The sequence below is a fragment of the Agrobacterium sp. 16-2014-1-2a genome (genome assembly GCF_053522705.1).
This window is the reverse complement of the sequence record NZ_JBNWBX010000001.1, coordinates 25,047-45,995: the sequence shown is the minus strand read 5'-3', so window position 1 is coordinate 45,995 and position 20,949 is coordinate 25,047. Positions and strand designations below refer to the sequence as shown.

Sequence of the window (20,949 nt, the reverse complement as noted above, 5' to 3'; positions counted from 1 at the left end):
GGCTTTCAGAGCGTCACCCCTGCCCGAACAGCGTAAAATACCCCCAGGCAGCGGCGAAAAAAGCGATGATGGCGGCGATCGTCAGGGCTTTTTTTGATTTTGGCCCAAGCGGCTGGCGCGGCTTTTTCGGGGGCGCCGGTTTGCGGAACTTCACCACATTGTCGTTCATTATATCATCGTCCTGCATGTCGCTGCTGAAACCGGCGCCACATCAATGGCATCGGCCTTTTCGGATTTATCTCTAGCAGACCAGAGCTATCATAAATATTACCAAGTTTTCACTTCCCCCTTTGGGCAAGCTATGTCACTTCCCACAATCAGAGGAATACAAACAGCGACAGACGGACCGGAAACAGGGGTTGGAAACAATCCTCTGTGGTATTTTGAATTTTGCGGGTGACGAAAATGAATGACGCCAACACCAATGGCCGCGACACGGAAAACAGCCAGCCCGATCTGCGGGACATTCTGGGTACCAGCAGGTCAGGTAGAAAGAAGAAGTCGCGCCGCTATCTCTATGCCGCAGCAGCCGTGGTGCTGATCGGCGGGGGCCTTGGTTATTATTACCAGTCGCGTGCCGCAGGCGTCGCCTATACCTACACCACGGAAGCGGCGAGACAGGGCGACCTTTCCGTCATCGTAACCTCCACCGGCTCAGTCCAGCCGACCGATCAGGTCGACATATCGAGCGAATTGTCCGGCACCATTCGCAAGGTCAACGTTACCTATAACAGCCCGGTCAAATCAGGCGATATTCTGGCGGAACTGGACACCAATAAGCTGGAGGCCGACGTGCAGAGCGCCCGCGCCAAGCTTGCCTCCGCCAAGGCCAATGTGCTGAAGGCGCGCGCCGATCTCGGCTCGGCAAAAACATCGATGGAGCGTCTGCGGTCCCTCGTCCAGAGCCGGGTCTCCAGCCAGCAGGATCTGGATGCCGCGCAGTTCAACCACGATGCCGCCGGCGCCACGCTGCAGGTCAACGAGGCGACCGTGCTTTCGGCGGAAGCGGATTTGCGGCTGGCCGAGGTCAATCTCGGCAAGGCGAAGATCGTCTCGCCCATCGATGGTGTCATCCTCACCCGCAGTGTCGATCCCGGCGCCACCGTTGCCTCCTCGCTCAACGCTCCCGTGCTGTTCACCATTGCTGGCGATCTGCGCCATATGGAATTGCAGGTGTCGGTGGATGAGGCGGATGTCGGCAAGGTTGAAACCGGGCAGAAGGCCACCTTCAACGTCGATGCCTATCCCGACCGTAGCTTCCCGGCTGAAATAGAGACCGTGCGTTTCGCCTCCGAGACCGTGTCTAACGTAGTGACCTACAAGGGCATATTGACGGTGGACAATGAGGAATTGCTGCTGCGCCCCGGCATGACGGCAACCGCCAATATCGTCGTCGAGGAGATCAAGGATACGCTGCTTGTGCCGAATTCCGCGCTCCGATATACGCCGCCGCGCGAATCCGCCTCCCGTGGCGGTGGCTTGATGAGCTTGTTCCGCCCTCCCCGCATGGGCCGGTCGCAGAACCGCGATGCCGGTCCGGCCGCGACAGGCAAAAGAACGGTGTGGGTGCTGCGTAACAACACACCAGTCTCGGTTTCGATCGAAACCGGCTCCACCGATGGCCAGCATACCGTGGTAAAATCGGGCGAGTTGAAGGCCGACGACCTGGTGATTACCGACGCCTCAGCCCGCAACGCCGGCTGACGGAGGAAAACCGCATGCAACAGCCGCCGCTCATAGAATTCCGCGATGTCGTCAAGCAATATGGCCGGGGCGAAGCGACGATCCGCGCACTTGACGGCGTCAGCCTGTCGATCCACGAGAAGGAATTCGTCGCCATCATGGGGCCATCCGGCTCCGGCAAATCCACCTCGATGAACATCATCGGCTGCCTGGATGTGCCGACATCGGGCGAATATCTGTTTCAGGGCGTGCCGACCAGCGGTTTCGACAATGAACATCTGACGCTGCTGCGCCGCCACATGCTGGGTTTCGTGTTTCAGGGCTTCAACCTCCTGTCGCGGACCTCGGCGGTGGAAAATGTCGAGCTGCCGCTCGTGTACCGGGGCATGAAAGCTTCGGAACGGCGCGCGCGCGCCATGGAGGCGCTTGCACAGGTGGGTTTGAATGGCCGCGAGCACCACACGACGCAGGAGCTTTCCGGCGGTCAGCAGCAGCGTGTGGCCATTGCACGGGCCATTGTCACCCGCCCCGCTCTGCTTCTCGCCGACGAACCCACAGGCAACCTCGACACCAAAACCAGCGCCGAGATCATGGAGCTGATCACCACGCTCAACCGCGACAAGGGCATTACGGTCGTCATGGTCACGCATGAAGAGGATATCGCTGCCCATGCGGGACGCCTCCTGCGTTTCGTGGACGGCCATCTCGCCTCCGACAGCGCAGCGGAAAACAAGGAGACTTCCGATGTTCTTTGAAACGTCGCGTCTTGCGCTGCGCGCCATCAGCCGCAACCTGCTCCGCTCCTTCCTCACCGTGCTCGGCGTCGTCATCGGTGTTGCCGCCGTCATCGCCATGGTAACCATCGGCAACGGCACGACTGAACAGGTGAAATCGGAATTGTCGCGGCTCGGCACCAACATGCTGTTCGTGCGCCCCGGCCAGTTCGGGCCCGGCCGCGCCAGCACGGAAGCCAAACGTTTCGATGATCGCGATGTTGAGGCGATCCGCAACCAGATCAGCGGCCTGCGCGCCGTTGCTCCTCAAAACCGCAGCTCCGCCGCAACGGTCATTTTCGGCGGCAAGAACCACCAGACAAGCGTCATCGGCACCACCAATGATTATCTTGTAGCACAGGACTGGACGCTTGCGCTGGGCCGTGACTTCCAGCCGGCCGAAGATCGCGGCGGGCAGATAGGCTGCATCATCGGCGAAACGGTGCGGCAGGAACTGTTCGGTGCTGAAAACCCTGTCGGCCAGACGATCCGCGTCAGCAACATCTCCTGCCCCGTCATCGGTCTTCTCGCCCGAAAAGGCCAATCCGGCCTCGGCGACGATCAGGATGACACGATCATCATGCCGCTCAAAATCCATCAGCGGCGCATCGGCGGCACCAACACGATTTCCTCGATCATGGTCTCCGCGCAGGACGGCGTTTCCACCGCCAAGGTGCAAAGCGACCTGCAGAACCTGCTGCGGGAACGGCGGCGCATCAACATTGGCCGCGAGGATGATTTCACCGTCAACGACATGACGCAGATCGCCTCTGCCATGACCGGCACGACGACGCTGCTCACCGGGCTCCTGGGTGCGGTTGCAGCCGTCAGCCTGCTGGTCGGCGGCATCGGCATCATGAACATCATGCTGGTTTCGGTAACCGAGCGCACCCGTGAGATCGGCATTCGCCTCGCCATCGGCGCACTGGAAAAACAGGTACTGACGCAGTTTCTGGTGGAAGCCGTCATGCTCTCTGCCCTGGGCGGCACGGTCGGCATCTTGACGGGCCTTGGCCTTGCCTATGGCGTCGTCAGCTTCCTCAACGTGCCCTTCGTCACCAGCCCGTCGATCATCTTCCTCGCCTTCGCCTTCTCGGCTGCCATCGGCGTGATTTTCGGCTATTTCCCGGCGCGGCGGGCAGCGAGTTTGAGCCCGATCGAGGCGCTGCGGCACGAGTGAGACGAGCCGTCGAGGCTGCAACGGCCTCAACGGAAAAGGTTCATGATTTACGGAGAGTTTCGATGTTCAAATCGGTATCGGATAGCGCCGCTGCTGCAGACGGCGGTTCGCTTGCGCTCTTCGTGGAACGAATTGACGGGCAAACGGAACTGTTTGTGATCAATCGCTCCCTCGCGTCACGCGGAACGCCCGACTACAACAAAGTCAGCTCCAGCCTTCGACCACTTGCCGAGGAGGATTGCGGGAAGATTGCAGCAGCTCTCGAGCCGCTTTTGACAACGACGCCATCGATTCATCCGCTGGCGGATTTTATCGATACGCTGAAACAGCAAACATCCCGCTGATCGGAAAAATGGCGCAGCCAATCAAACGCTGGCTTCAGCCTCGCGCTGCTTCGCCAGCGCCGCCAGATCGGCAGGCTTCAGTTCCACCGACTCACCGCAGCCGCAAGCGGACGTCTGGTTCGGGTTGTTGAAGGTGAAGCCGGAGCGCATCTTGGTCACTTCAAAATCCATCTGGGTGCCGAGCAGATAGAGCACGGCGGAGGGCTGAACCCACACCTTGGCTCCATCGAATTCGACCAGATCGTCCTTCGCATCCGCTTCCGTCACGAGGTCGATGGTATATTCCATGCCCGCGCAGCCGCCCTTCTTGATGCCGATGCGCACACCCTTGGCGTCCGGGCCGGAATTCTCGACGATTGCTTTAACGCGCGAGGCAGCAGCGCCGGTCATGGTCATGATCGCAAAGCCCATGGGCTTAATTCTCCTTCGACAATCGAGTTCAAGGCTCGATGTTTATGGATTTCAATTTAATAGCGCTTGAAGGCGCCATCAAGGGATGACGCCTGTCAAAATCACGTCAGTCTCAATACCAGCCGACGGCGACCTGAGCCTCTTCCGACATACGGTCCGGCGTCCACGGCGGATCGAAGGTCATCGACACTTCGACACCGGAAACACCTTCGACAGCGCCGACGGCATTTTCCACCCAGCCCGGCATTTCGCCGGCCACCGGGCAGCCCGGTGCTGTCAGCGTCATGACGATCTTGACCATCCGGTCGTCCTCGATGTCGATCTTGTAAACGAGACCGAGTTCGAAAATATCGGCCGGAATTTCCGGATCGTACACGGTTTTCAGCGCCGCGATCACGTCGTCGCTAAGACGCGCCAGTTCGTCGGGCGCAATGGAAGACGGCTTTGCAGCGTCTTCGGTCACATCATGGGTCTTTGCAGTGGCTTCGGCAGTCATGGTCCTGAACCTCAATCCTGATATCAGGCGAAAAATTTGCGCGCATAATCAAGCGCCTCGACAAGACGATCTACTTCGGCGCGGGTATTGTAAAGGCCGAACGATGCCCGGCATGTGGAGGTGACGCCGAACCGTTTCAAGAGCGGCATGGCACAATGGGTGCCGGCACGCACGGCAACGCCGCGCCGGTCTATCACCATCGACACGTCATGGGCATGGATGCCCTCGAGTTCGAAGGAGAAGATACCGCCCTTATCAGGCGCATTGCCGATGATTCGCAGTGAGTTGACCTCGCGCAGCCGCTCGGCAGCATAGGCCGCAAGATCAGCCTCGTGGGCTGCAATCGCGGCACGGCCGAGATTGTCCATATAATCAAGCGCATAGCCAAGACCGATAGCCTGCACGATGGGCGGCGTTCCCGCTTCGAAACGATGCGGCGGCTCATTATAGATCACATTGTCTTCGGACACGTCGAGGATCATCTCGCCGCCGCCCTGGAACGGCCGCATCTCGCTCAGGCGGTCAGCCTTGCCGTAGAGCACGCCGATGCCCGAGGGACCGTAAAGCTTGTGGCCGGTCATGACGTACCAGTCGCAATCGATATCGCGCACGTCGACCGGCATGTGAACCGCGCCCTGAGAGCCATCGACAAGCACCGGAATGCCGCGCTCATGGGCGATGCGGCAGATTTCCTTGACCGGCACGATGGTGCCCAGCGCATTCGACATATGGGTGATGGCAACGAGCTTGGTGCGCTCCGTCAGGCTTTTTTCGAAAGCCTCGATATGGAACGCGCCGTCGTCATCGACAGGCACCCAGACAAGCTTCGCGCCCTGCCGCTCGCGAATGAAATGCCACGGCACGATGTTGGAGTGATGTTCCATGATCGAGATGACGATCTCGTCGCCCTCGCCGATCTTTGGCATGCCGTAACCGTAAGCAACCGTATTGATCGCCTCGGTGGAGGATTTGGTGAAGACGATCTCGTCCACCGAACCGGCATTCAGGAAACGGCGCACCTTTTCGCGCGCCGCCTCATAGGCGTCGGTTGCGGCATTGGAGAGGAAATGCAGGCCACGATGCACATTCGCATATTCATTGGAATAGGCATGCGAAACGGCGTCGATCACCACCTGCGGTTTTTGAGCGGACGCGCCGTTGTCGAGATAGACCAGCGGCTTGCCATAGACCTCGCGCGACAGGATCGGGAAATCCTTCCGCACGGCTTCAACGTCATAAGGGGCCGCCAATGCGGCGCGTTCGCTCTCAGGCATGATGTTCCAGCCAGCCGGAGATGATAGTCTCCAGCGCCTCTACCAGATTTTCTTCTTCCAGTTCCTCGGCGATCTCAGCGACGAAGGCATTGACGAGCATCGCCCGCGCCTTTGCCCGCGGCACGCCGCGCGCCATCAGATAATAGAGATGGTTGTCGTCAATATCGGCAACCGTCGCACCGTGACCGCACTGAACGTCGTCGGCGAAGATTTCAAGCTCCGGCTTTGCCGAGAACTCGCCATCGTCAGACATCAGCAGCGTATTGCACGCCATCTTCGCATCGGTCTTCTGGGCATCGGGGGCAACCCGGATCATGCCCTGGAAAATGCCCTTTGCACGGTCGAAGACCACGTTGCGGAACACTTCCGTCGAGGTCGTGTTCGGCACGTTGTGGCCAAGAACCATCGTCACGTCGGTATGGGTTTCGCCGCCCAACAGGTTGACGCCGCGAACGATGAGGTCAGTACCCTCGCCGTCCACGTCGATGCGCAGTTCCTGCCGCACCAGCTTGCCGCCTGCATTGATGACGAACAGACGAATCTTGGCGTCCGCACCGATTTTCATGCGCAGCTGGCCAAGATGAATATCGGCCGCGCCCTGTTGCTGCAGGATGATCCAGGTCGCTTCCGCACCGTCTTCGACAACGATGTCGGTGACGGAGGAAACCAGGGCGGCATCCGCAGTCACCGAAAGGTGACGCTCGATGACGGTCGCCTTCGAACCCTTGCCGAAGCGCACCGGGAAGCGGCTGTGAACCTGACCTGCGCCATGGATCGCCTGCAATTCGATCGGCTTTTCGATCTCGGCATCAGCGGGAATGTCGAGCATCAGGCCGTCGCGCACGAAGCTGCCGTTGATACGGCCGATCACGTCGTCCTTGCTGGCTTCCGCAAGGCCTGTGGCGGCCGAGCCGTCAAGCAGGCTCTCAGCAAAGCTGGAAACGCTGATGTCTTCGATCTTGCCGACATTGGCCGTGCCATGCAGCACGTAGGCGACGGACGAGCCGGCGACAACAGACGCCTGCTTTTCGATAACAGGTGCGGGCTGGTCCTCGGGAATGGCACGCAACAGGCTCTTGAGATCGGTATAGTGCCACGCCTCGATGCGGCGGGTCGGAAGACCGCCGGTCTTCAGATCGTCGAACAGCACGTCACGGGCGGCGACAACCGCACCATTGCCCGGCAATTCGCTGAACTTGGCGGTATAGGCGTCGATCAGCGCGGTTTCCGCTGGCGTCAGCCGATTGGTCGTTTGAATGTTCATGGACATCACCTCCTGGCCTCTGGCTTAGGCCGCTTCACCGATGATGTCGGCGTAACCATTGTTTTCCAGCTCCAGCGCCAGGGCCTTGTCGCCCGAACGGATGATCTTGCCCTTGTAAAGAACGTGAACGCTATCAGGCACGATGTAATCGAGCAGGCGCTGGTAGTGGGTGATGACGACAGTGGCGCGATCCGGCGACTTCAGCGCGTTGACGCCATCAGCCACGATCTTCAGCGCGTCGATGTCGAGGCCGCTATCGGTTTCGTCGAGAACGCACAGCTTCGGCTCCAGCAGCGCCATCTGCAGGATTTCGGCGCGCTTCTTCTCACCGCCGGAGAAACCAACGTTCAGCGGACGCTTCAGCATGTCCATGTCGATCTTCAGATCGCCGGCAGCTTCCTTGACGCGACGGATAAAGTCCGGCGTCGTCAGCTCGGCCTCGCCGCGCGCCTTGCGCTGCTCGTTCATAGCAACCTTGAGGAACTGCATGGTGGCAACACCGGGAATTTCGACCGGATACTGGAAGGCCAGGAAAATACCCTTGGCAGCGCGCTCGGCGGCATCCAGTTCCAGAATGCTTTCGCCGTTATAGAGGATGTCACCGGAGGTGACTTCATAGTCTTCGCGCCCCGACAGGATGTAGGACAGCGTCGACTTGCCGGAACCGTTCGGGCCCATGATGGCCGCAACTTCACCGGCAGCAACCTTAAGGTTGAGGCCCTTGATGATCTCGGTTTCGGTATCGGCGATCTTTGCGTGCAGGTCGATGATTTCAAGCATGGTTTTATCCTAAGAATAGTGTGAGCGAAGGTGCGCGAAACCGCGCACTCAAAGTGCGTATTCGTATGACGATCAGCCGACCGAACCTTCCAGCGAAATGCCGATCAGCTTCTGCGCTTCAACCGCAAATTCCATCGGCAGCTGCTGGATGACATCCTTCACAAAGCCATTGACGATCAGTGCGATCGCCGACTCCTCGGGGATGCCGCGCTGCAGGCAATAGAACAGCTGGTCTTCGGAAATCTTGGACGTGGTCGCCTCATGCTCGAAATGAGCAGACGAGTTCTTCGCCTCGATATAGGGCACGGTATGCGCGCCGCACTTGTCACCGATCAGAAGCGAGTCGCACTGCGTGAAGTTGCGCGTGTTGGTCGCCTTGCGGTGAGCCGAGACCTGCCCGCGATAGACATTTTCCGAGAAACCGGCGGCAATGCCCTTGGCGATGATGCGGCTCGACGTGTTCTTGCCGAGATGGATCATCTTGGTGCCACTGTCGATCTGCTGATGGCCGTTGGAAACCGCGATCGAATAGAATTCGCCACGGCTGTCGTCGCCGCGCAAAATGCAGGACGGGTATTTCCAGGTGATGGCCGAGCCGGTTTCAACCTGCGTCCACGAAATCTTCGAACGGTTGCCACGGCAATCGCCGCGCTTGGTCACGAAGTTGTAGATGCCGCCCTTGCCGTCCTTGTCGCCCGGATACCAGTTCTGGACGGTGGAATATTTGATTTCGGCATCGTCGAGTGCCACCAGTTCCACCACGGCGGCGTGAAGCTGGTTCTCGTCGCGCTGCGGCGCGGTGCAGCCTTCCAGATAGGAGACGTAGGCGCCCTCTTCAGCGATGATCAGCGTGCGCTCGAACTGTCCGGTGTTCTTTTCGTTGATGCGAAAATAGGTGGAAAGCTCCATCGGGCACCGAACGCCTTTCGGCACGAACACGAAGGAACCATCGGTAAAGACGGCCGAGTTCAGCGTTGCGTAGAAATTGTCCGTCTGCGGCACGACCGAACCGAGATATTTCTTCACCAGATCAGGATATTCGCGCACGGCTTCGGAGATCGACATGAAGATCACGCCGGCCTTTGCCAGTTCCGCCTTGAAGGTGGTGACAACGGAGACGCTGTCGAACACGGCATCCACGGCCACACGACGGTTTTCCACGCCGGCCAGGATTTCCTGTTCCTTCAGCGGAATGCCCAGCTTCTCGTAAACCTTCAGCAGCTCCGGATCGACTTCGTCCAGCGACTTCGGGCCGGGCGTGCTTTTCGGTGCGGCATAATAATAGAGATCGTTGAAGTCGATCTTGGGGTAGCTGACGCGCGCCCATGTCGGCTCTTCCATCGTCAGCCAGCGCTTGTAAGCCTCAAGACGCCATTCCAGCATCCATTCCGGCTCCTGCTTCTTGGCCGAGATGAAGCGGATCACCTCTTCCGAAAGGCCCTTCGGGGCCTTGTCGACTTCAATTTCGGTTTCGAAGCCGTATTTATACTGGTCCACATCGATCTGGCGAACCTGATCGATCGTTTCCTGAACCGCTGCCATGTCGTTCTCCAATCTCGCCGGAGCCAAGGTCCGGTGGCTTGTCAACGTATCAAGGCGGATAGCCGCCTTCATCCATCTTCGGGCAAATAATCCGGGCCCGTATAAACGGGGCGGAGCTTATACCCATGTAAGTGCGGGATGGCGCTTTTCACACATCCCGGCAAGCGGAAAATTGCTATTCCGCAATTCTTTGCCGCATTTTAAGCGGCCTGACCGGTCAGCCTGCGCCGCCCGGCAATTTTCGTAAAGGCTGCGAGCGCGCGCTCGATATCCGCCTCATCAGTCGCATGACCAAGCGAAATCCTGAGTGCGCCAAGCTTGGGATCGCGTCCCATCGCCGTCAGCACATGGCTTTCACCCACCTTGCCGGAAGAGCAGGCCGAACCGGCCGAGAGCGCAATGCCTTCGATATCGAATGCAATCTGGCCCGTTTCCGCCTTCAAACCGGGCAAGGTGAAAAACGTGGTATTGCCGACACGGCCGACATCCTCACCGTAGATGATCACGTCAGGCGCGACTGCCCGCATGCCGTCTTCCAGCCTTGCGCGCAGCGCTGCAAGACGCGTCGCTTCGGTCTCGAGGTTTTGCGCAGCAATAGCGGCGGCGGCACCGAAACCGATGACCGACAGGGTATTTTCAGTACCGGAACGATGTCCCTTTTCCTGGCCGCCACCATGGATCAACGGCTTCGGCATCATCACCTCGCCGCGGGACACCAGCGCCCCCGCACCCTTCGGACCACCAAGCTTATGGGACGAGATCACAAGGAAATCGGCCTCCAATGCATTGATATCGAGCGGAACGCGGCCGGCAGCCTGCACGGCATCGACGACCATCAATCCCCCAGCTGCATGTGCAAGCCGCGCCGCTTCAGCCACCGGCTGAAGAATGCCGGTCTCATTATTGACCAGCATGCAGGCGACCATCGGCAGGCCAGTGGACTTGTCGTGCGCTGACAGCAGCGCCTCAAGGGCCGCAAGATCGATGACACCCGCTGACGTAACGGGAATTTCCGTAACGTCAGCCTTGCCGAACCGGCCTCCTTCACGAAAAGCGGGGTGTTCGATCGCCGAAACGTAAAGACGACCATAGCGTACGGGAGCGCGCCCCATCTTGAATTCAGGCGAAAGCACCAGATTGGCCGCTTCGGTCGCACCGCTCGTAAAGGTCACATGCGACGCCTGGGCGCCGCAGACCACAGCAACGTCACGACGCGCGGCCTCGACGGCCGCACGGGCTGCGCGCCCTTCCCGGTGTACGGAGGACGGATTACCCGTGATATCGAGAGCGCGGACAAGAACATCCCGCACGGCAGGCAAAAGCGGCGCCGTGGCGTTCCAGTCCATATATGTGCGCGTCAAAACCGTCATCGCGGAAAAGCTTCGCTCAATCTTCCATGCGCCAAAACGCATTTTTCTTGAAATTACAGTTGCGCTTGCCTTATGACACGGTCCGAGTGCTTAAGCACACGCAAAGTTTCGAATTATTCTAAACTGCGTTCTAGAAAAGATGACACAGTTCGTCAAGTCTTCTCGTCGGAAGAATGCGGTTGGAGAATGAAAAAACACGACCGGAGTACCAATGCCCGAAGTCATTTTTAACGGCCCTGCGGGTCGCCTCGAAGGCCGTTATCAACCCTCCAAGGAAAAGAGCGCGCCGATAGCGATCATCCTTCATCCGCACCCGCAGTTCGGCGGGACGATGAACAACCAGATCGTTTATCAGCTCTTCTATCTTTTCCAGAAGCGCGGTTTCACGACGCTCCGGTTCAACTTCCGCTCCATCGGCCGCAGCCAGGGCGAGTTTGACCATGGCGCCGGCGAGCTTTCCGATGCCGCGTCCGCTCTCGACTGGGTGCAGAGCCTGCATCCCGATTCGAAAAGCTGCTGGGTCGCCGGTTATTCCTTCGGCGCCTGGATCGGCATGCAGCTTCTGATGCGTCGCCCGGAAATCGAAGGTTTCATGTCGATTGCGCCGCAGCCCAACACCTACGACTTCTCTTTCCTCGCCCCCTGCCCGTCTTCCGGCCTCATCATCAATGGCGACGCCGACAAGGTCGCGCCTGAGAAGGACGTCAACGGTCTGGTCGAAAAGCTGAAGACCCAGAAGGGCATTCTCATCACCCACCGCACCCTTCCCGGCGCCAACCACTTCTTCAACGGCAAGGTTGATGAGCTGATGAGCGAATGTGAGGACTACCTCGACCGCCGCCTGAATGGCGAACTGATTCCGGAACCGGCAGCGAAGCGCATTCGGTGATTTAGGAGCGCAGCTCAGGTCAGTGTTGATCTACCTACAATGATCGACGGCGGGCTTGGCTCACCCCCTCTGACCTGCAGGGCAGAGGGGGTGAGCCAAGCCCGCCATCGTCTATTACGCCCTGACCAAAACCCCACCCGTAACCGGCTCATTCACACCGGTCGTCCCCGGATAGGTTAGCGGCAGCCCCTTCAGCGATCGCACCGCCAGATAGGCCCAGGCCTCAGCCTCCATCGCCCCGCCGTCGAACCCCGCCTCTTCCGCCGCGATTACCCGCGCACCCTGCTTGGCAGCAAGGCTCGCAAACTCTTCCATGATAACAGGATTGAGCCGCCCGCCGCCGCAGATCACATAGGTCTTAGCCGCTTCCGGCAGATAGCTCGCCGATTTGAGGATCGCGGCACCCGTCAGATGCGACAGCGTGCGTGCGCCGTCCGCCAGCGAAACCTCGCCCTTTTGCGGCGGCACGAAATCGCTGCGGTCAAGCGAGCGGCGGATATTGGCCGAGAAGAACGGGCTTTCCATGTAGCGCGTGACGAGCGAGGCAACGACGCTGCCGCCCGCCGCCGTCCTGCCGCCCTTGTCGAAGGCTTTGCCCGTATGCGCCTCGATCCACTGGTCGATCAGCATATTGCCGGGACCGCTATCGAAAGCCGCAAGCCGCCCTCCCTCGCCGATATAGGTGAGATTGGATATGCCGCCGATATTGACGAAGACGGCGGGCGTTTCGAAGCCATCAGGCAGATTGGCGGAGAGCGCCATGTGGTACGCAGGAATGAGCGGTGCGCCCTGCCCGCCATGCACCATGTCGTTGGCACGCATGTCGTACACCACATCGATACCGGTTTCCTCGGCCAGAAGCGCGCCGTCGCCGATCTGCACGGTCAACGCCTCATCCGGCCGATGCAGCACCGTCTGGCCATGAAAACCGATCACGTCTATATCGCTGGCTTCAAGCCGATGGCGGTGGAGGAAGGATTTGACTGCCGCCGCATGGGCAAGCGTCAGCTTGCGTTCCGCATCCGCGAGGTCACCCGGACGCTCGCGCCGTTCGCGAATGGCTTTGGCCGTAACCAGCGCCTTCTGCCACGTGGCGCGCAGGCCCGGATCATAGGGGAAATAACCGCTCGGCCCATGCCGGACCACGTTTTCGCCATCCGTGCGCAACAGGCCGATATCGATGCCGTCCATCGACGTCCCGCTCATCAGCCCGATTGCCGTTTTGACCTCGCCCACGCGCTGCTCCCTTTCAATATCGAATCATGCGGAGATGAATCGCCGTTATTCATGGCCGAAACGGGTGCACTTTTCAAAAAACAATGGTAAAGCCCCCCCGCGTTCATTGACAGACAATGACGGCAAAGGTCCAACCAGAAAGAAAAAGGTTATGTCCAGGTTCAAGTCCGATTTCCTCCGCACGCTCGATGAGCGCGGCTTCATTCACCAGATCTCCGACGAGTCGGGTCTCGACGAACTGTTCGCCAAGGAAACCGTGACCGCCTATATCGGCTATGACCCGACGGCCTCCAGCCTGCATGTCGGCCACCTCACCCAGATCATGATGCTGCACTGGATGCAGAAGACCGGTCACCAGCCGATTTCGCTGATGGGCGGCGGCACCGGCATGGTTGGCGATCCCTCCTTCAAGGAGGAGGCCCGCAAGCTGATGACGATCGACATGATCGAGGACAACATCACCTCGCTCAAGCACGTCTTCGCCAACTACCTCGATTACGATCGCGCGGAAAATCCGGCGCTGATGATCAACAATGCCGACTGGCTGCGTGGGCTCAACTACCTCGAATTCCTGCGCGACGTCGGCCGCCACTTCTCGGTCAACCGCATGCTGTCCTTCGACAGCGTGAAGACGCGCCTCGACCGCGAGCAGTCGCTGTCCTTCCTCGAATTCAATTACATGATCCTCCAGGCCTACGATTTCGTGGAGCTGAACCAGCGTACCGGCTGCCGCCTGCAGATGGGCGGCTCTGACCAGTGGGGCAACATCATCAACGGCATCGACCTCGGTCACCGCATGGGGACACCGCAGCTCTATGCGCTGACCTCCCCGCTTTTGACCACGTCTTCGGGTGCGAAGATGGGCAAGTCCGCGTCCGGTGCCGTCTGGCTCAACAAGGACCTGCTGCCGGTCTATGATTTCTGGCAATACTGGCGCAACACGGAAGACGCGGACGTGGTTCGCTTCGCGAAGCTCTTCACCACGCTGCCGATGGATGAGATCGCACGCATCGCCGCCCTTGGCGGATCTGAAATCAACGAGGCGAAGAAAATCCTCGCAACCGAAGTGACGGCTATCCTGCATGGCCGCGCTGCTGCCGAAGAAGCCGCCGAAACGGCGCGCAAGACTTTCGAGGAAGGCGCGCTTGCTGAAAACCTGCCCTCCATCGAGGTTCCGGCATCCGAACTCGATGCCGGCGTCGGCGTCCTGTCGCTCATCGTCCGCGCTGGCCTTGCCGGCTCGAATGGCGAAGCCCGCCGTCACGTTCAGGGCGGCGCGGTAAAGATCAACGACAAGGGCGTATCCGACGATCGCCAGATGATCGGTTCCGCCGAGATCACCGGCGATGGCATCATCAAGCTTTCGGTTGGCAAGAAGAAGCACGTTCTCGTTCGCCCGGCGTAACACCCGCGCAAATCATCAGATGAAGGGCCGCGGAAGCGGCCCTTTTTATTGAAACTCGAAAATCTGCCTGAAGACGCCCGGCGCAATTAGCGACAGCGGGTTTATAGTCAGCTTCGGCTGGTCCGTCTGGCCGGAAAGCTTGAAGGTGATGCCGAGCAGACCGCGGTCTCGGCCGTTTCCGAGGAAGATGCCGATAAAGGGCAGCTCGCCGAACAGCCGATTCAGGCCATAGGCGGGCATGAAGGTGCCGGTCATGTCCATACGGCCGTTCTGGTCTTTCAGCAGGCCCTGGAACGTCGCACCGATCTGCTCGCCGCGCACCACGCCGTTTTCCACCGCAACCGAGCCGTTGACGTAAACGAGCCGGGCAAAACCGCGCTGGAATTTCTCCGAGCTGACATCGATGTTACGGCGGACCGCCGTGTTGAGGCTCCGGCCGTCATCGCCCGTCGGCGTGGCGACGATATCCTGAAGCTTCGCTTCGTTGACGACGGCGAAATTGCGCAGATCGAGCGAGCCGCTCCAGTCGCTGCCGTTGACGGTCGAAAGTGCGAGATTGAGAAGACCACCGCGAATGCGGGTGTAGATATTGGTGAAACGGGCAAGAGAACCGGCATCGCTGCTGGTGAGCGTCACGGTTCCCGTCGCGCCGCGATTGGTCGTCTGAGCCACAACCGCCTGACCTCTGCCGGTGACGCCGCGAAAATCGACCGAACGGACCTTGCCGTCACGCACACTGACATCGGCACTGACATTGGAAAGGATCTCGTCATTGAAGCCGTAGACCTTGTCGAGTTGCGCCTTGATGGCAAGGGACGGCTGCGAACGCGATGTGCCGTCACCTGCCCCTGAGGAACTGCGAAGCTTTGAGAGGAAAGGCCGGAGATCGGCAGATTTTCCCGAAGCGTTGATGCTGTATCCGTTTTTGGAGGCAGTGACGGCGACGGCGTAATTGTCGGAAGGTGACAATTGCACGCGGCTGAGATCGGCGGAAATCAGCCCGTTCTTGGTGAAGGTGACATCTCCGGCCGCGCCGAAGCCGTCCCCGGTTAGGGAGAAATCACTGATCGTCGTGCGGCCATCGCTGGTTTCCAGGGTAAAGGTCGCTTTTGCCGGAATACCGACGCCCTTGCTCCATCCAAGCCCCGGCAGAATGATAGACGCCTTCGCCAGATCGAGCTGTATCTCCTGACTTTTCGTATCCGCGCCATCGATTTCCACGACGGTCGTGCCGCCAAGAACCGTGGAAAGCTCCGGTGCAAGCTTGGCGACCTGCGTCTCGTTCAGGGTTGCTTTCAGCGACAGCGTTGGAGCAACGTCGCTATTCTTGCGCACCGGCTCCGTCATCTCGATAGACATCGGCACATCGTCCACCCGGCCCTTGCCTTCAAGCTTGAGCTGCCGGTCGTTGATGGACATGAAACCGTCAAGCGCGGTCACCTTGCGGCCAGCAAACGGCTTTGTCAGCGACAGGTTCTTCAGATCGAGATCGGCAGTCCACACCGGCGGCGGTGGATTTTGGCTGGAAAGCATGCCGACGGTCAGCTTTGCATTCGCCGTCACGTCGCCGGTGAAGTCATCCGGCTTGAACTGCGTATCCTTGAGCGCATTGATAGGCTTCAGCGTCGCAAGCTCCGCCACGGCATCGGCCGAGCCCGAAACATTCAACTCGAGATTCCCAAGCAGGGGCTTTGCATAGACGTCGGACATGGAGAACCGGCTGTCCTCCAGCGCAAGCGACCGATTGGAGGCGAAATAGGATGTCGCGTTCTTGAGATCGACATTCATCCGGCTGCCGACGAGATTGAAATGCGCATCAACGTCGCGCAGCGGCGGAATGTCGCCGGTGGTATTGAGACGCGTACCGTCGATATCGAAGCGGATCTGCATTTCGCTCTCGCCCAGCACCAGCGGGCAACCGGGACCGCACATCCGTCCCTGAGGAATGAAGATCGCAATCGAGCCGTTCGTGACCGTGCCGCCATAAAGATTGGAGACCACCCACTCGCGCGGCTTGTGCGCCATCCAGAACGGCCAGAGCTGCTTGACCGCCGTGGCCTCCATCTTGGGAATCTGTCCGGCGAAACTGATTTCAGGCGAGCCCTGGCCGAAGCGGATTTTCAGCGAGCCTGCCATGTCTCCAAGCGGGCCGGTAACGTATAGCGAGGGTACCTCAAGCTGCCTGGTCGCGACATTGAATTGCCCATCCGCCTTCAAGCTGAAAGGAACGGGGTCTTCGCCAGAGGCTTCAGCCGAGGCAACCGCATTGTCGATCCGCAGCGAAAGACCGAAGCCCTCTTGGGTATCCGTGATTTCCCCAGTGACCGGAATAGCCGTTCGCCCAAGGTCGATCCGCGAATTCCCGATGACAAGACTGTTTTTCTGAAAATCGTAGCGCGCGTTGACGGTGCCGGCAGTGAAGGGCTGAGCCTCGCCGCCGATAAGAAGCATTCCATTGCCCATGCCGAGCGAGATTTCCAGCCGCGGCTCATGTCCGGGCATGGAACGCCGGGCGAGGATGCTGACACCGGTCTTGACGTTCAGCCCCTCATGAAGATTGCCTTCAGGATCGAATTTTTCCAGAAAAGGACCGATGTCGAAACCGTCGATGCGCGCGTCGAAACCGTCGATCACACCGCCTGATCCCGATGTCTTTAGCGACAGGCTGGCGATTTCGCCGTTAAACAGCGTTTCACCCTCAAGCGAATATCCGCCCTGCTGGTCAGGGGTCAACGAAAGTTCACGCACTTCAACGACGCGTGGCTTGCCGGCTTCGCTCGGCGGCAAGTGGATCGAGACGCTGGAAATATCGATTTCCTCGGTTCCGCTGCTTAAAAACGCCTGCGCCAATTTGTCCAGCTGGGAAAACGCCGCCTGCAACTGCTGCGGCACCGCGTCCAGCCGGATGCTGGCGAGGTCGAAACCGTTACCCTTCGGCAGTAGGGCCGTATCGAGTTCCATCCCGTCGGCCTCGAGACTTTGCACGGAGACGCGTCCGGTCAAAAGCGCGAGCGGATCGAGCGCCATGCCGATAGCCCTTGCGCGGCTCAAATGCTGGCCGGATTCCTTCTCGACGATATCCACATCCTCGGCCACCAGCGCAAGCCGCAGCCCGGTCGAGAACCTGATGGCCGAAGAACCGATTCGCGCGCTGTAGTGGGGTCCGAGCGCCCGTTCGAGCGCCTGCTGCGCCTGGCTGGAAAGGGCATTGTCGATCGATCCGGTTTCGACGGAGACAATGATGCCGCCGATGGACAAGAAGGCCAGTACGAAAAGAGCAGCGAAAATCTTGATGAGAGCACGCGCCATGGAGCGCGGCGCCGGGCAATGCACGATGAGAGGATCTTCGGCCTGCGCCGAAGGAAGATCATGCAGCGCAACGATATCGCGCTTGCTGAACTTGACCTTTTCACCCCTTACTTCAGCCATACGCCCGTGTTTGCCCCTGAATAGCTTTTGTTTCGCCTCAACACTGGACGACGCCCGGTTTCGCTATATATCGAATGTGGCGACTTTCACTCAACATCCCGGCGAAAGAAAGATGATTATGACAGAACTGACGATTGGCAGCCCTGCACCGGATTTTACTTTGCCCCGCAACGGTGAAGGAACGGTGACATTGTCCGGCCTGCGAGGCAAGGCGGTCGTTCTCTATTTCTACCCGAAGGACGACACATCCGGCTGCACCGCCGAAGCGATAGATTTCAGTGCCCTTGGCGCGGAATTCGAGGCCGCCAATACTGTCGTCATCGGCATCTCCCCTGATAGCGTCAAAAGCCACGACAAGTTTGCTGCAAAACACAAGCTTTCGGTGATGCTGGCCGCCGACGAGGAACGGAAGGCGCTCGAGGCCTACGGCGTCTGGAAGGAAAAAAGCATGTATGGCAAAAAATACATGGGTGTCGAACGCACCACCGTCCTCGTAGCACCTGACGGTACGGTCGCGGAAATCTGGAACAAGGTGAAGGTTCCGGGCCACGCACAGGCCGTTCTCGACGCCGCACGGAAGCTCTGAGAGACGCCCCTGTCGTGACGCCCACCTTCAGGATCATCTCGCTGCGCGGCGGCGCCACCGAGGCGATTGCCTGCGCCGATCTCGACAGAAAAACCGCACTGGCGCAGGAAACGGCGACACGATGGTTCGCGCGCCGCCTGTCGCTGCGCTCCCCCCTAGATCCACCCCTGCCCGAACGTCCGGGCAGGCCGGATAAACCGGAACTCGTTCCGCCGACCGCCGTGGAGCGCCGCTCCCTCCACAGCGTCAAGGGTCGCATAGCGCTGCTGCACGCCATCGCCCATATCGAGCTGAACGCCGTTGACCTCGCGCTCGACATCGTCGCCCGTTATGCCAGCGAGCCGGTGCCGCATTCCTTTTTCAACGGCTGGATGCAGGTTGCCTTCGAGGAGGCGAAACATTTCCGGCTGGTGCGGGAAAGGCTGCGAAACCTCGGCGCGGATTACGGCGATCTGCCCGCCCATGACGGGCTCTGGCAGGCGGCGCATTCAACCCGCAACGACCTCACCGCGCGGCTCGCAGTCGTGCCGCTCATCCTTGAGGCGCGTGGACTGGACGTGACGCCCTCCCTGCAGGCGAAGATGCGCGAAACCGGAGACCTTGAAAGCGCCGCCGTTCTCGATGTCATCTACAATGACGAAAAGGGCCATGTCGCCATCGGCGCCAAATGGTTTCGCTTCCTGTGCGCCCGTGAAAAGAAGGACCCGGCAGCAACCTTCAGGCAACTGGTACGTGCCAATTTCCGCGGACCGCTGAAACCGCCCTTCAACGACCTCGCCCGCGCCGAAGCCGGGTTGACCCCATCCTTTTACCGCTCCCTCACCGCTGTCAGCAACAGCAGCTGACACCCGCAGCCCGGCGCATGGTGCAAAACTTCGTTAACCTTAACGAAGTATGATTTCCTGTGAGAAATCGGCCAGTCCGGAGAGAGATTTTGACTGATACAGCGGAAAACCGGGTATTCGGCAAAAAGCGGCAGCAGCACGTTCTGGTGCTGGCAAGCGGTGACAAGGTCCGGCACATGACGATCCGGCCGTGGATGACGGCGCTTGCCGGCTGCACGATCGGCCTTTTCTCGCTCGGTTATCTGGGCGCCACCGGCTATCTCATCCTGCGTGACGACCTGATCGGCGCGACCATGGCGCGCCAGACCCGCATGCAGCACGATTACGAAGACCGTATCGCCGCGCTGAGGGCGCAGGTGGACCGCGTTACCTCAAGACAATTGCTCGACCAGCAGGTGGTTGAAAAGAAAGTGGAAAAGCTGCTGCAACAGCAGGCGGCACTCACGTCCAGACACGGGCGCATGAGCGAATTGCTGGAGCGCGCGGAAAATTCCGGCATCGCCGCCTCCACGGCCACGGCCCCCATTCCAACCGCGCCCTCCTCGCTCTCGAACGCGATGGCGCCGGAAAAACGCGCCGATCTGACAGGTGGTCTCTCCGCCATAGAAAATCTGATGGCGCCCCGCCCATCGCAGCCGGAAAAGCCAGCCGGAACCGACAAGCGGGCGTCCTATGTGCCCGAAAACGGCGAAACGCCTTCCGACCGCGCCGACCGCGTGTTTTCCAAGGTCACGCTGTCGCTGAAGGATATCGAACGCCAGCAGATATCACGGATCGCCAGACTGACCAGCGACGCCGAGGACAAGGCGAGCGCGATGCAGGATATCATCCGGCAGGCGGGTCTGAAAATCGACGAAAGTGGCACGGACGGCGTCGGCGGCCCCTATGCGGATCCGCAGGGGAATGAAACCGATCCCTTCAATATGTCTCTGACCAATCTAGACAATGCGCTCAACCGGCTGGATATCGTGAAGGAAACCGCAACCGCCCTGCCCTTTGGCAATCCGGCCCCCGGCAGGGCGATCACCAGCCGATTCGGAAACCGGCTCGACCCGTTCCTTGGACGGCCTGCCTTACATACCGGCATCGATTTTCGCGCCGAAACGGGCGCCGACGTCAAGGCGACGGGCGCTGGAAAGGTGACGGTTGCGGAAAATTCCGGCGGTTACGGCAATATGGTCGAGATCGATCACGGCCAGGGCGTATCGACGCGATTCGGCCATCTCTCCACCATTCTGGTCAAAGCCGGCGACAAGGTGGAGGCCGGCGACATCGTTGGCCGTGCTGGCAGCACCGGCCGCTCCACCGGTCCGCACGTACATTACGAGGTCCGCCGCAACGACACGCCTGTTGATCCGATGCGGTTTCTGGTCGCCGGGGCCGAACTTAAAACCTATCTCAAATAGCAGTCCTATTTTAACGCTTTTTTCGCCCTTTTTGCG

Annotated in this window: 19 protein-coding genes; 9 read left to right on the top strand and 10 right to left on the bottom strand. The window is 59.8% G+C overall.

The features are described 5' to 3' along the window. Nucleotides 1-13: 13 nt before the first annotated feature. Nucleotides 14-169 carry a hypothetical protein gene (locus ACQZ45_RS00230; RefSeq protein ID WP_003515963.1) on the bottom strand — a complete coding sequence of 52 codons (156 nt, stop codon included), beginning with the start codon at nt 167-169 and terminating at the stop codon, nt 14-16. Between the two features lie 236 nt (nt 170-405). Here ACQZ45_RS00230 and ACQZ45_RS00225 point away from each other — a divergent pair, with 236 nt between their 5' ends. The 4 genes from ACQZ45_RS00225 (at nt 406) to ACQZ45_RS00210 (ending at nt 3,980) form a co-directional block, all read left to right on the top strand. Next, nucleotides 406-1,704 carry an efflux RND transporter periplasmic adaptor subunit gene (locus ACQZ45_RS00225; RefSeq protein WP_065687401.1) on the top strand — a complete coding sequence of 433 codons (1,299 nt, stop codon included), beginning with the start codon at nt 406-408 and terminating at the stop codon, nt 1,702-1,704. 14 nt (nt 1,705-1,718) lie between these two features. Then, nucleotides 1,719-2,438: an ABC transporter ATP-binding protein gene (locus ACQZ45_RS00220; RefSeq protein WP_025593874.1), complete on the top strand. Its 720-nt coding sequence runs from the start codon at nt 1,719-1,721 to the stop codon at nt 2,436-2,438. Next, the gene (locus ACQZ45_RS00215) at nt 2,428-3,636 is read left to right on the top strand and encodes an ABC transporter permease (protein ID WP_113291122.1); all 1,209 of its coding nucleotides are present in this window, start codon (nt 2,428-2,430) and stop codon (nt 3,634-3,636) included. The genes ACQZ45_RS00220 and ACQZ45_RS00215 overlap by 11 nt, the downstream gene beginning before the upstream one ends. Nucleotides 3,637-3,698: 62 nt before the next feature. After that, nucleotides 3,699-3,980 (top strand): hypothetical protein, encoded by a 282-nt coding sequence (locus ACQZ45_RS00210; protein WP_019567106.1) that lies wholly within the window; start codon nt 3,699-3,701, stop codon nt 3,978-3,980. A 21-nt stretch (nt 3,981-4,001) separates the two neighbouring features. On the opposite strand, the gene sufA is transcribed toward ACQZ45_RS00210, so the two are convergent. The 7 genes from sufA to ACQZ45_RS00175 all read right to left on the bottom strand — a co-directional run bounded on the left by sufA (nt 4,002) and on the right by ACQZ45_RS00175 (nt 11,117). Continuing rightward, a complete protein-coding gene (gene sufA, locus ACQZ45_RS00205) occupies nt 4,002-4,391 on the bottom strand; it encodes a Fe-S cluster assembly scaffold SufA (RefSeq protein ID WP_111782433.1) in 390 nt (129 codons plus the stop codon). Nucleotides 4,392-4,503: 112 nt separating this feature from the next. Beyond that, on the bottom strand, nt 4,504-4,887 hold the full coding sequence (locus tag ACQZ45_RS00200) for an SUF system Fe-S cluster assembly protein (protein WP_003515972.1): 384 nt from the start codon (nt 4,885-4,887) through the stop codon (nt 4,504-4,506). Nucleotides 4,888-4,910: 23 nt separating this feature from the next. Further along, nucleotides 4,911-6,161 (bottom strand): cysteine desulfurase, encoded by a 1,251-nt coding sequence (locus ACQZ45_RS00195; RefSeq protein ID WP_113291121.1) that lies wholly within the window; start codon nt 6,159-6,161, stop codon nt 4,911-4,913. Continuing rightward, the gene (sufD, locus tag ACQZ45_RS00190) at nt 6,154-7,425 is read right to left on the bottom strand and encodes a Fe-S cluster assembly protein SufD (RefSeq protein WP_111790349.1); all 1,272 of its coding nucleotides are present in this window, start codon (nt 7,423-7,425) and stop codon (nt 6,154-6,156) included. Before sufD ends, ACQZ45_RS00195 begins: the two co-directional genes overlap by 8 nt. A 24-nt stretch (nt 7,426-7,449) precedes the next feature. After that, entirely contained in the window at nt 7,450-8,205 is a 756-nt protein-coding gene (sufC, locus tag ACQZ45_RS00185) for a Fe-S cluster assembly ATPase SufC (protein WP_003507958.1), read from the bottom strand. A gap of 72 nt (nt 8,206-8,277) precedes the next feature. Beyond that, nucleotides 8,278-9,747, bottom strand: a complete 1,470-nt coding sequence (gene sufB, locus ACQZ45_RS00180) for a Fe-S cluster assembly protein SufB (protein WP_003507956.1) — start codon at nt 9,745-9,747, stop codon at nt 8,278-8,280. 200 nt (nt 9,748-9,947) lie between these two features. Then, on the bottom strand, nt 9,948-11,117 hold the full coding sequence (locus ACQZ45_RS00175; protein ID WP_113291124.1) for a cysteine desulfurase family protein: 1,170 nt from the start codon (nt 11,115-11,117) through the stop codon (nt 9,948-9,950). A gap of 211 nt (nt 11,118-11,328) precedes the next feature. On the opposite strand from ACQZ45_RS00175, the gene ACQZ45_RS00170 reads away from it, so the two are divergent. Continuing rightward, nucleotides 11,329-12,006, top strand: a complete 678-nt coding sequence (locus tag ACQZ45_RS00170) for an alpha/beta hydrolase (protein WP_448742106.1) — start codon at nt 11,329-11,331, stop codon at nt 12,004-12,006. 114 nt (nt 12,007-12,120) lie between these two features. Here the strand turns inward: ACQZ45_RS00170 and ACQZ45_RS00165 are convergent, their stop codons facing one another. Beyond that, complete coding sequence (locus ACQZ45_RS00165; protein ID WP_112154609.1) at nt 12,121-13,242, bottom strand: anhydro-N-acetylmuramic acid kinase; 1,122 nt, start codon at nt 13,240-13,242, stop codon at nt 12,121-12,123. Nucleotides 13,243-13,393: 151 nt separating this feature from the next. Here ACQZ45_RS00165 and tyrS point away from each other — a divergent pair, with 151 nt between their 5' ends. Beyond that, entirely contained in the window at nt 13,394-14,647 is a 1,254-nt protein-coding gene (gene tyrS / locus ACQZ45_RS00160) for a tyrosine--tRNA ligase (protein WP_003515978.1), read from the top strand. Nucleotides 14,648-14,692: 45 nt separating this feature from the next. Here tyrS and ACQZ45_RS00155 read toward each other — a convergent pair whose 3' ends face one another. Next, nucleotides 14,693-18,076: a YhdP family protein gene (locus tag ACQZ45_RS00155; RefSeq protein ID WP_113291075.1), complete on the bottom strand. Its 3,384-nt coding sequence runs from the start codon at nt 18,074-18,076 to the stop codon at nt 14,693-14,695. Nucleotides 18,077-18,194: 118 nt separating this feature from the next. On the opposite strand from ACQZ45_RS00155, the gene ACQZ45_RS00150 reads away from it, so the two are divergent. The 3 genes from ACQZ45_RS00150 to ACQZ45_RS00140 all read left to right on the top strand — a co-directional run bounded on the left by ACQZ45_RS00150 (nt 18,195) and on the right by ACQZ45_RS00140 (nt 20,913). Next, the gene (locus tag ACQZ45_RS00150; protein WP_025593886.1) at nt 18,195-18,662 is read left to right on the top strand and encodes a peroxiredoxin; all 468 of its coding nucleotides are present in this window, start codon (nt 18,195-18,197) and stop codon (nt 18,660-18,662) included. Between the two features lie 14 nt (nt 18,663-18,676). Then, complete coding sequence (locus ACQZ45_RS00145; RefSeq protein WP_113291074.1) at nt 18,677-19,507, top strand: DUF455 family protein; 831 nt, start codon at nt 18,677-18,679, stop codon at nt 19,505-19,507. An 89-nt stretch (nt 19,508-19,596) separates the two neighbouring features. Next, entirely contained in the window at nt 19,597-20,913 is a 1,317-nt protein-coding gene (locus ACQZ45_RS00140; RefSeq protein WP_038491369.1) for a peptidoglycan DD-metalloendopeptidase family protein, read from the top strand. Nucleotides 20,914-20,949: the final 36 nt, after the last annotated feature.

Excerpts from the sequence above, each read along its gene's own strand:
- ACQZ45_RS00210 (WP_019567106.1), top strand. The coding sequence starts at position 3,699 with ATGTTCAAATCGGTATCGGATAGCGCCGCTGCTGCAGACGGCGGTTCG.
- ACQZ45_RS00230 (WP_003515963.1), bottom strand. The coding sequence starts at position 169 with ATGAACGACAATGTGGTGAAGTTCCGCAAACCGGCGCCCCCGAAAAAG.
- ACQZ45_RS00215 (WP_113291122.1), top strand. The coding sequence starts at position 2,428 with ATGTTCTTTGAAACGTCGCGTCTTGCGCTGCGCGCCATCAGCCGCAAC.
- ACQZ45_RS00150 (WP_025593886.1), top strand. The coding sequence starts at position 18,195 with ATGACAGAACTGACGATTGGCAGCCCTGCACCGGATTTTACTTTGCCC.
- ACQZ45_RS00220 (WP_025593874.1), top strand. The coding sequence starts at position 1,719 with ATGCAACAGCCGCCGCTCATAGAATTCCGCGATGTCGTCAAGCAATAT.
- tyrS (WP_003515978.1), top strand. The coding sequence starts at position 13,394 with ATGTCCAGGTTCAAGTCCGATTTCCTCCGCACGCTCGATGAGCGCGGC.
- ACQZ45_RS00200 (WP_003515972.1), bottom strand. The coding sequence starts at position 4,887 with ATGACTGCCGAAGCCACTGCAAAGACCCATGATGTGACCGAAGACGCT.
- sufD (WP_111790349.1), bottom strand. The coding sequence starts at position 7,425 with ATGAACATTCAAACGACCAATCGGCTGACGCCAGCGGAAACCGCGCTG.
- sufA (WP_111782433.1), bottom strand. The coding sequence starts at position 4,391 with ATGGGCTTTGCGATCATGACCATGACCGGCGCTGCTGCCTCGCGCGTT.
- ACQZ45_RS00175 (WP_113291124.1), bottom strand. The coding sequence starts at position 11,117 with ATGACGGTTTTGACGCGCACATATATGGACTGGAACGCCACGGCGCCG.
- ACQZ45_RS00155 (WP_113291075.1), bottom strand. The coding sequence starts at position 18,076 with ATGGCTGAAGTAAGGGGTGAAAAGGTCAAGTTCAGCAAGCGCGATATC.
- sufC (WP_003507958.1), bottom strand. The coding sequence starts at position 8,205 with ATGCTTGAAATCATCGACCTGCACGCAAAGATCGCCGATACCGAAACC.
- ACQZ45_RS00225 (WP_065687401.1), top strand. The coding sequence starts at position 406 with ATGAATGACGCCAACACCAATGGCCGCGACACGGAAAACAGCCAGCCC.
- ACQZ45_RS00170 (WP_448742106.1), top strand. The coding sequence starts at position 11,329 with ATGCCCGAAGTCATTTTTAACGGCCCTGCGGGTCGCCTCGAAGGCCGT.
- sufB (WP_003507956.1), bottom strand. The coding sequence starts at position 9,747 with ATGGCAGCGGTTCAGGAAACGATCGATCAGGTTCGCCAGATCGATGTG.
- ACQZ45_RS00195 (WP_113291121.1), bottom strand. The coding sequence starts at position 6,161 with ATGCCTGAGAGCGAACGCGCCGCATTGGCGGCCCCTTATGACGTTGAA.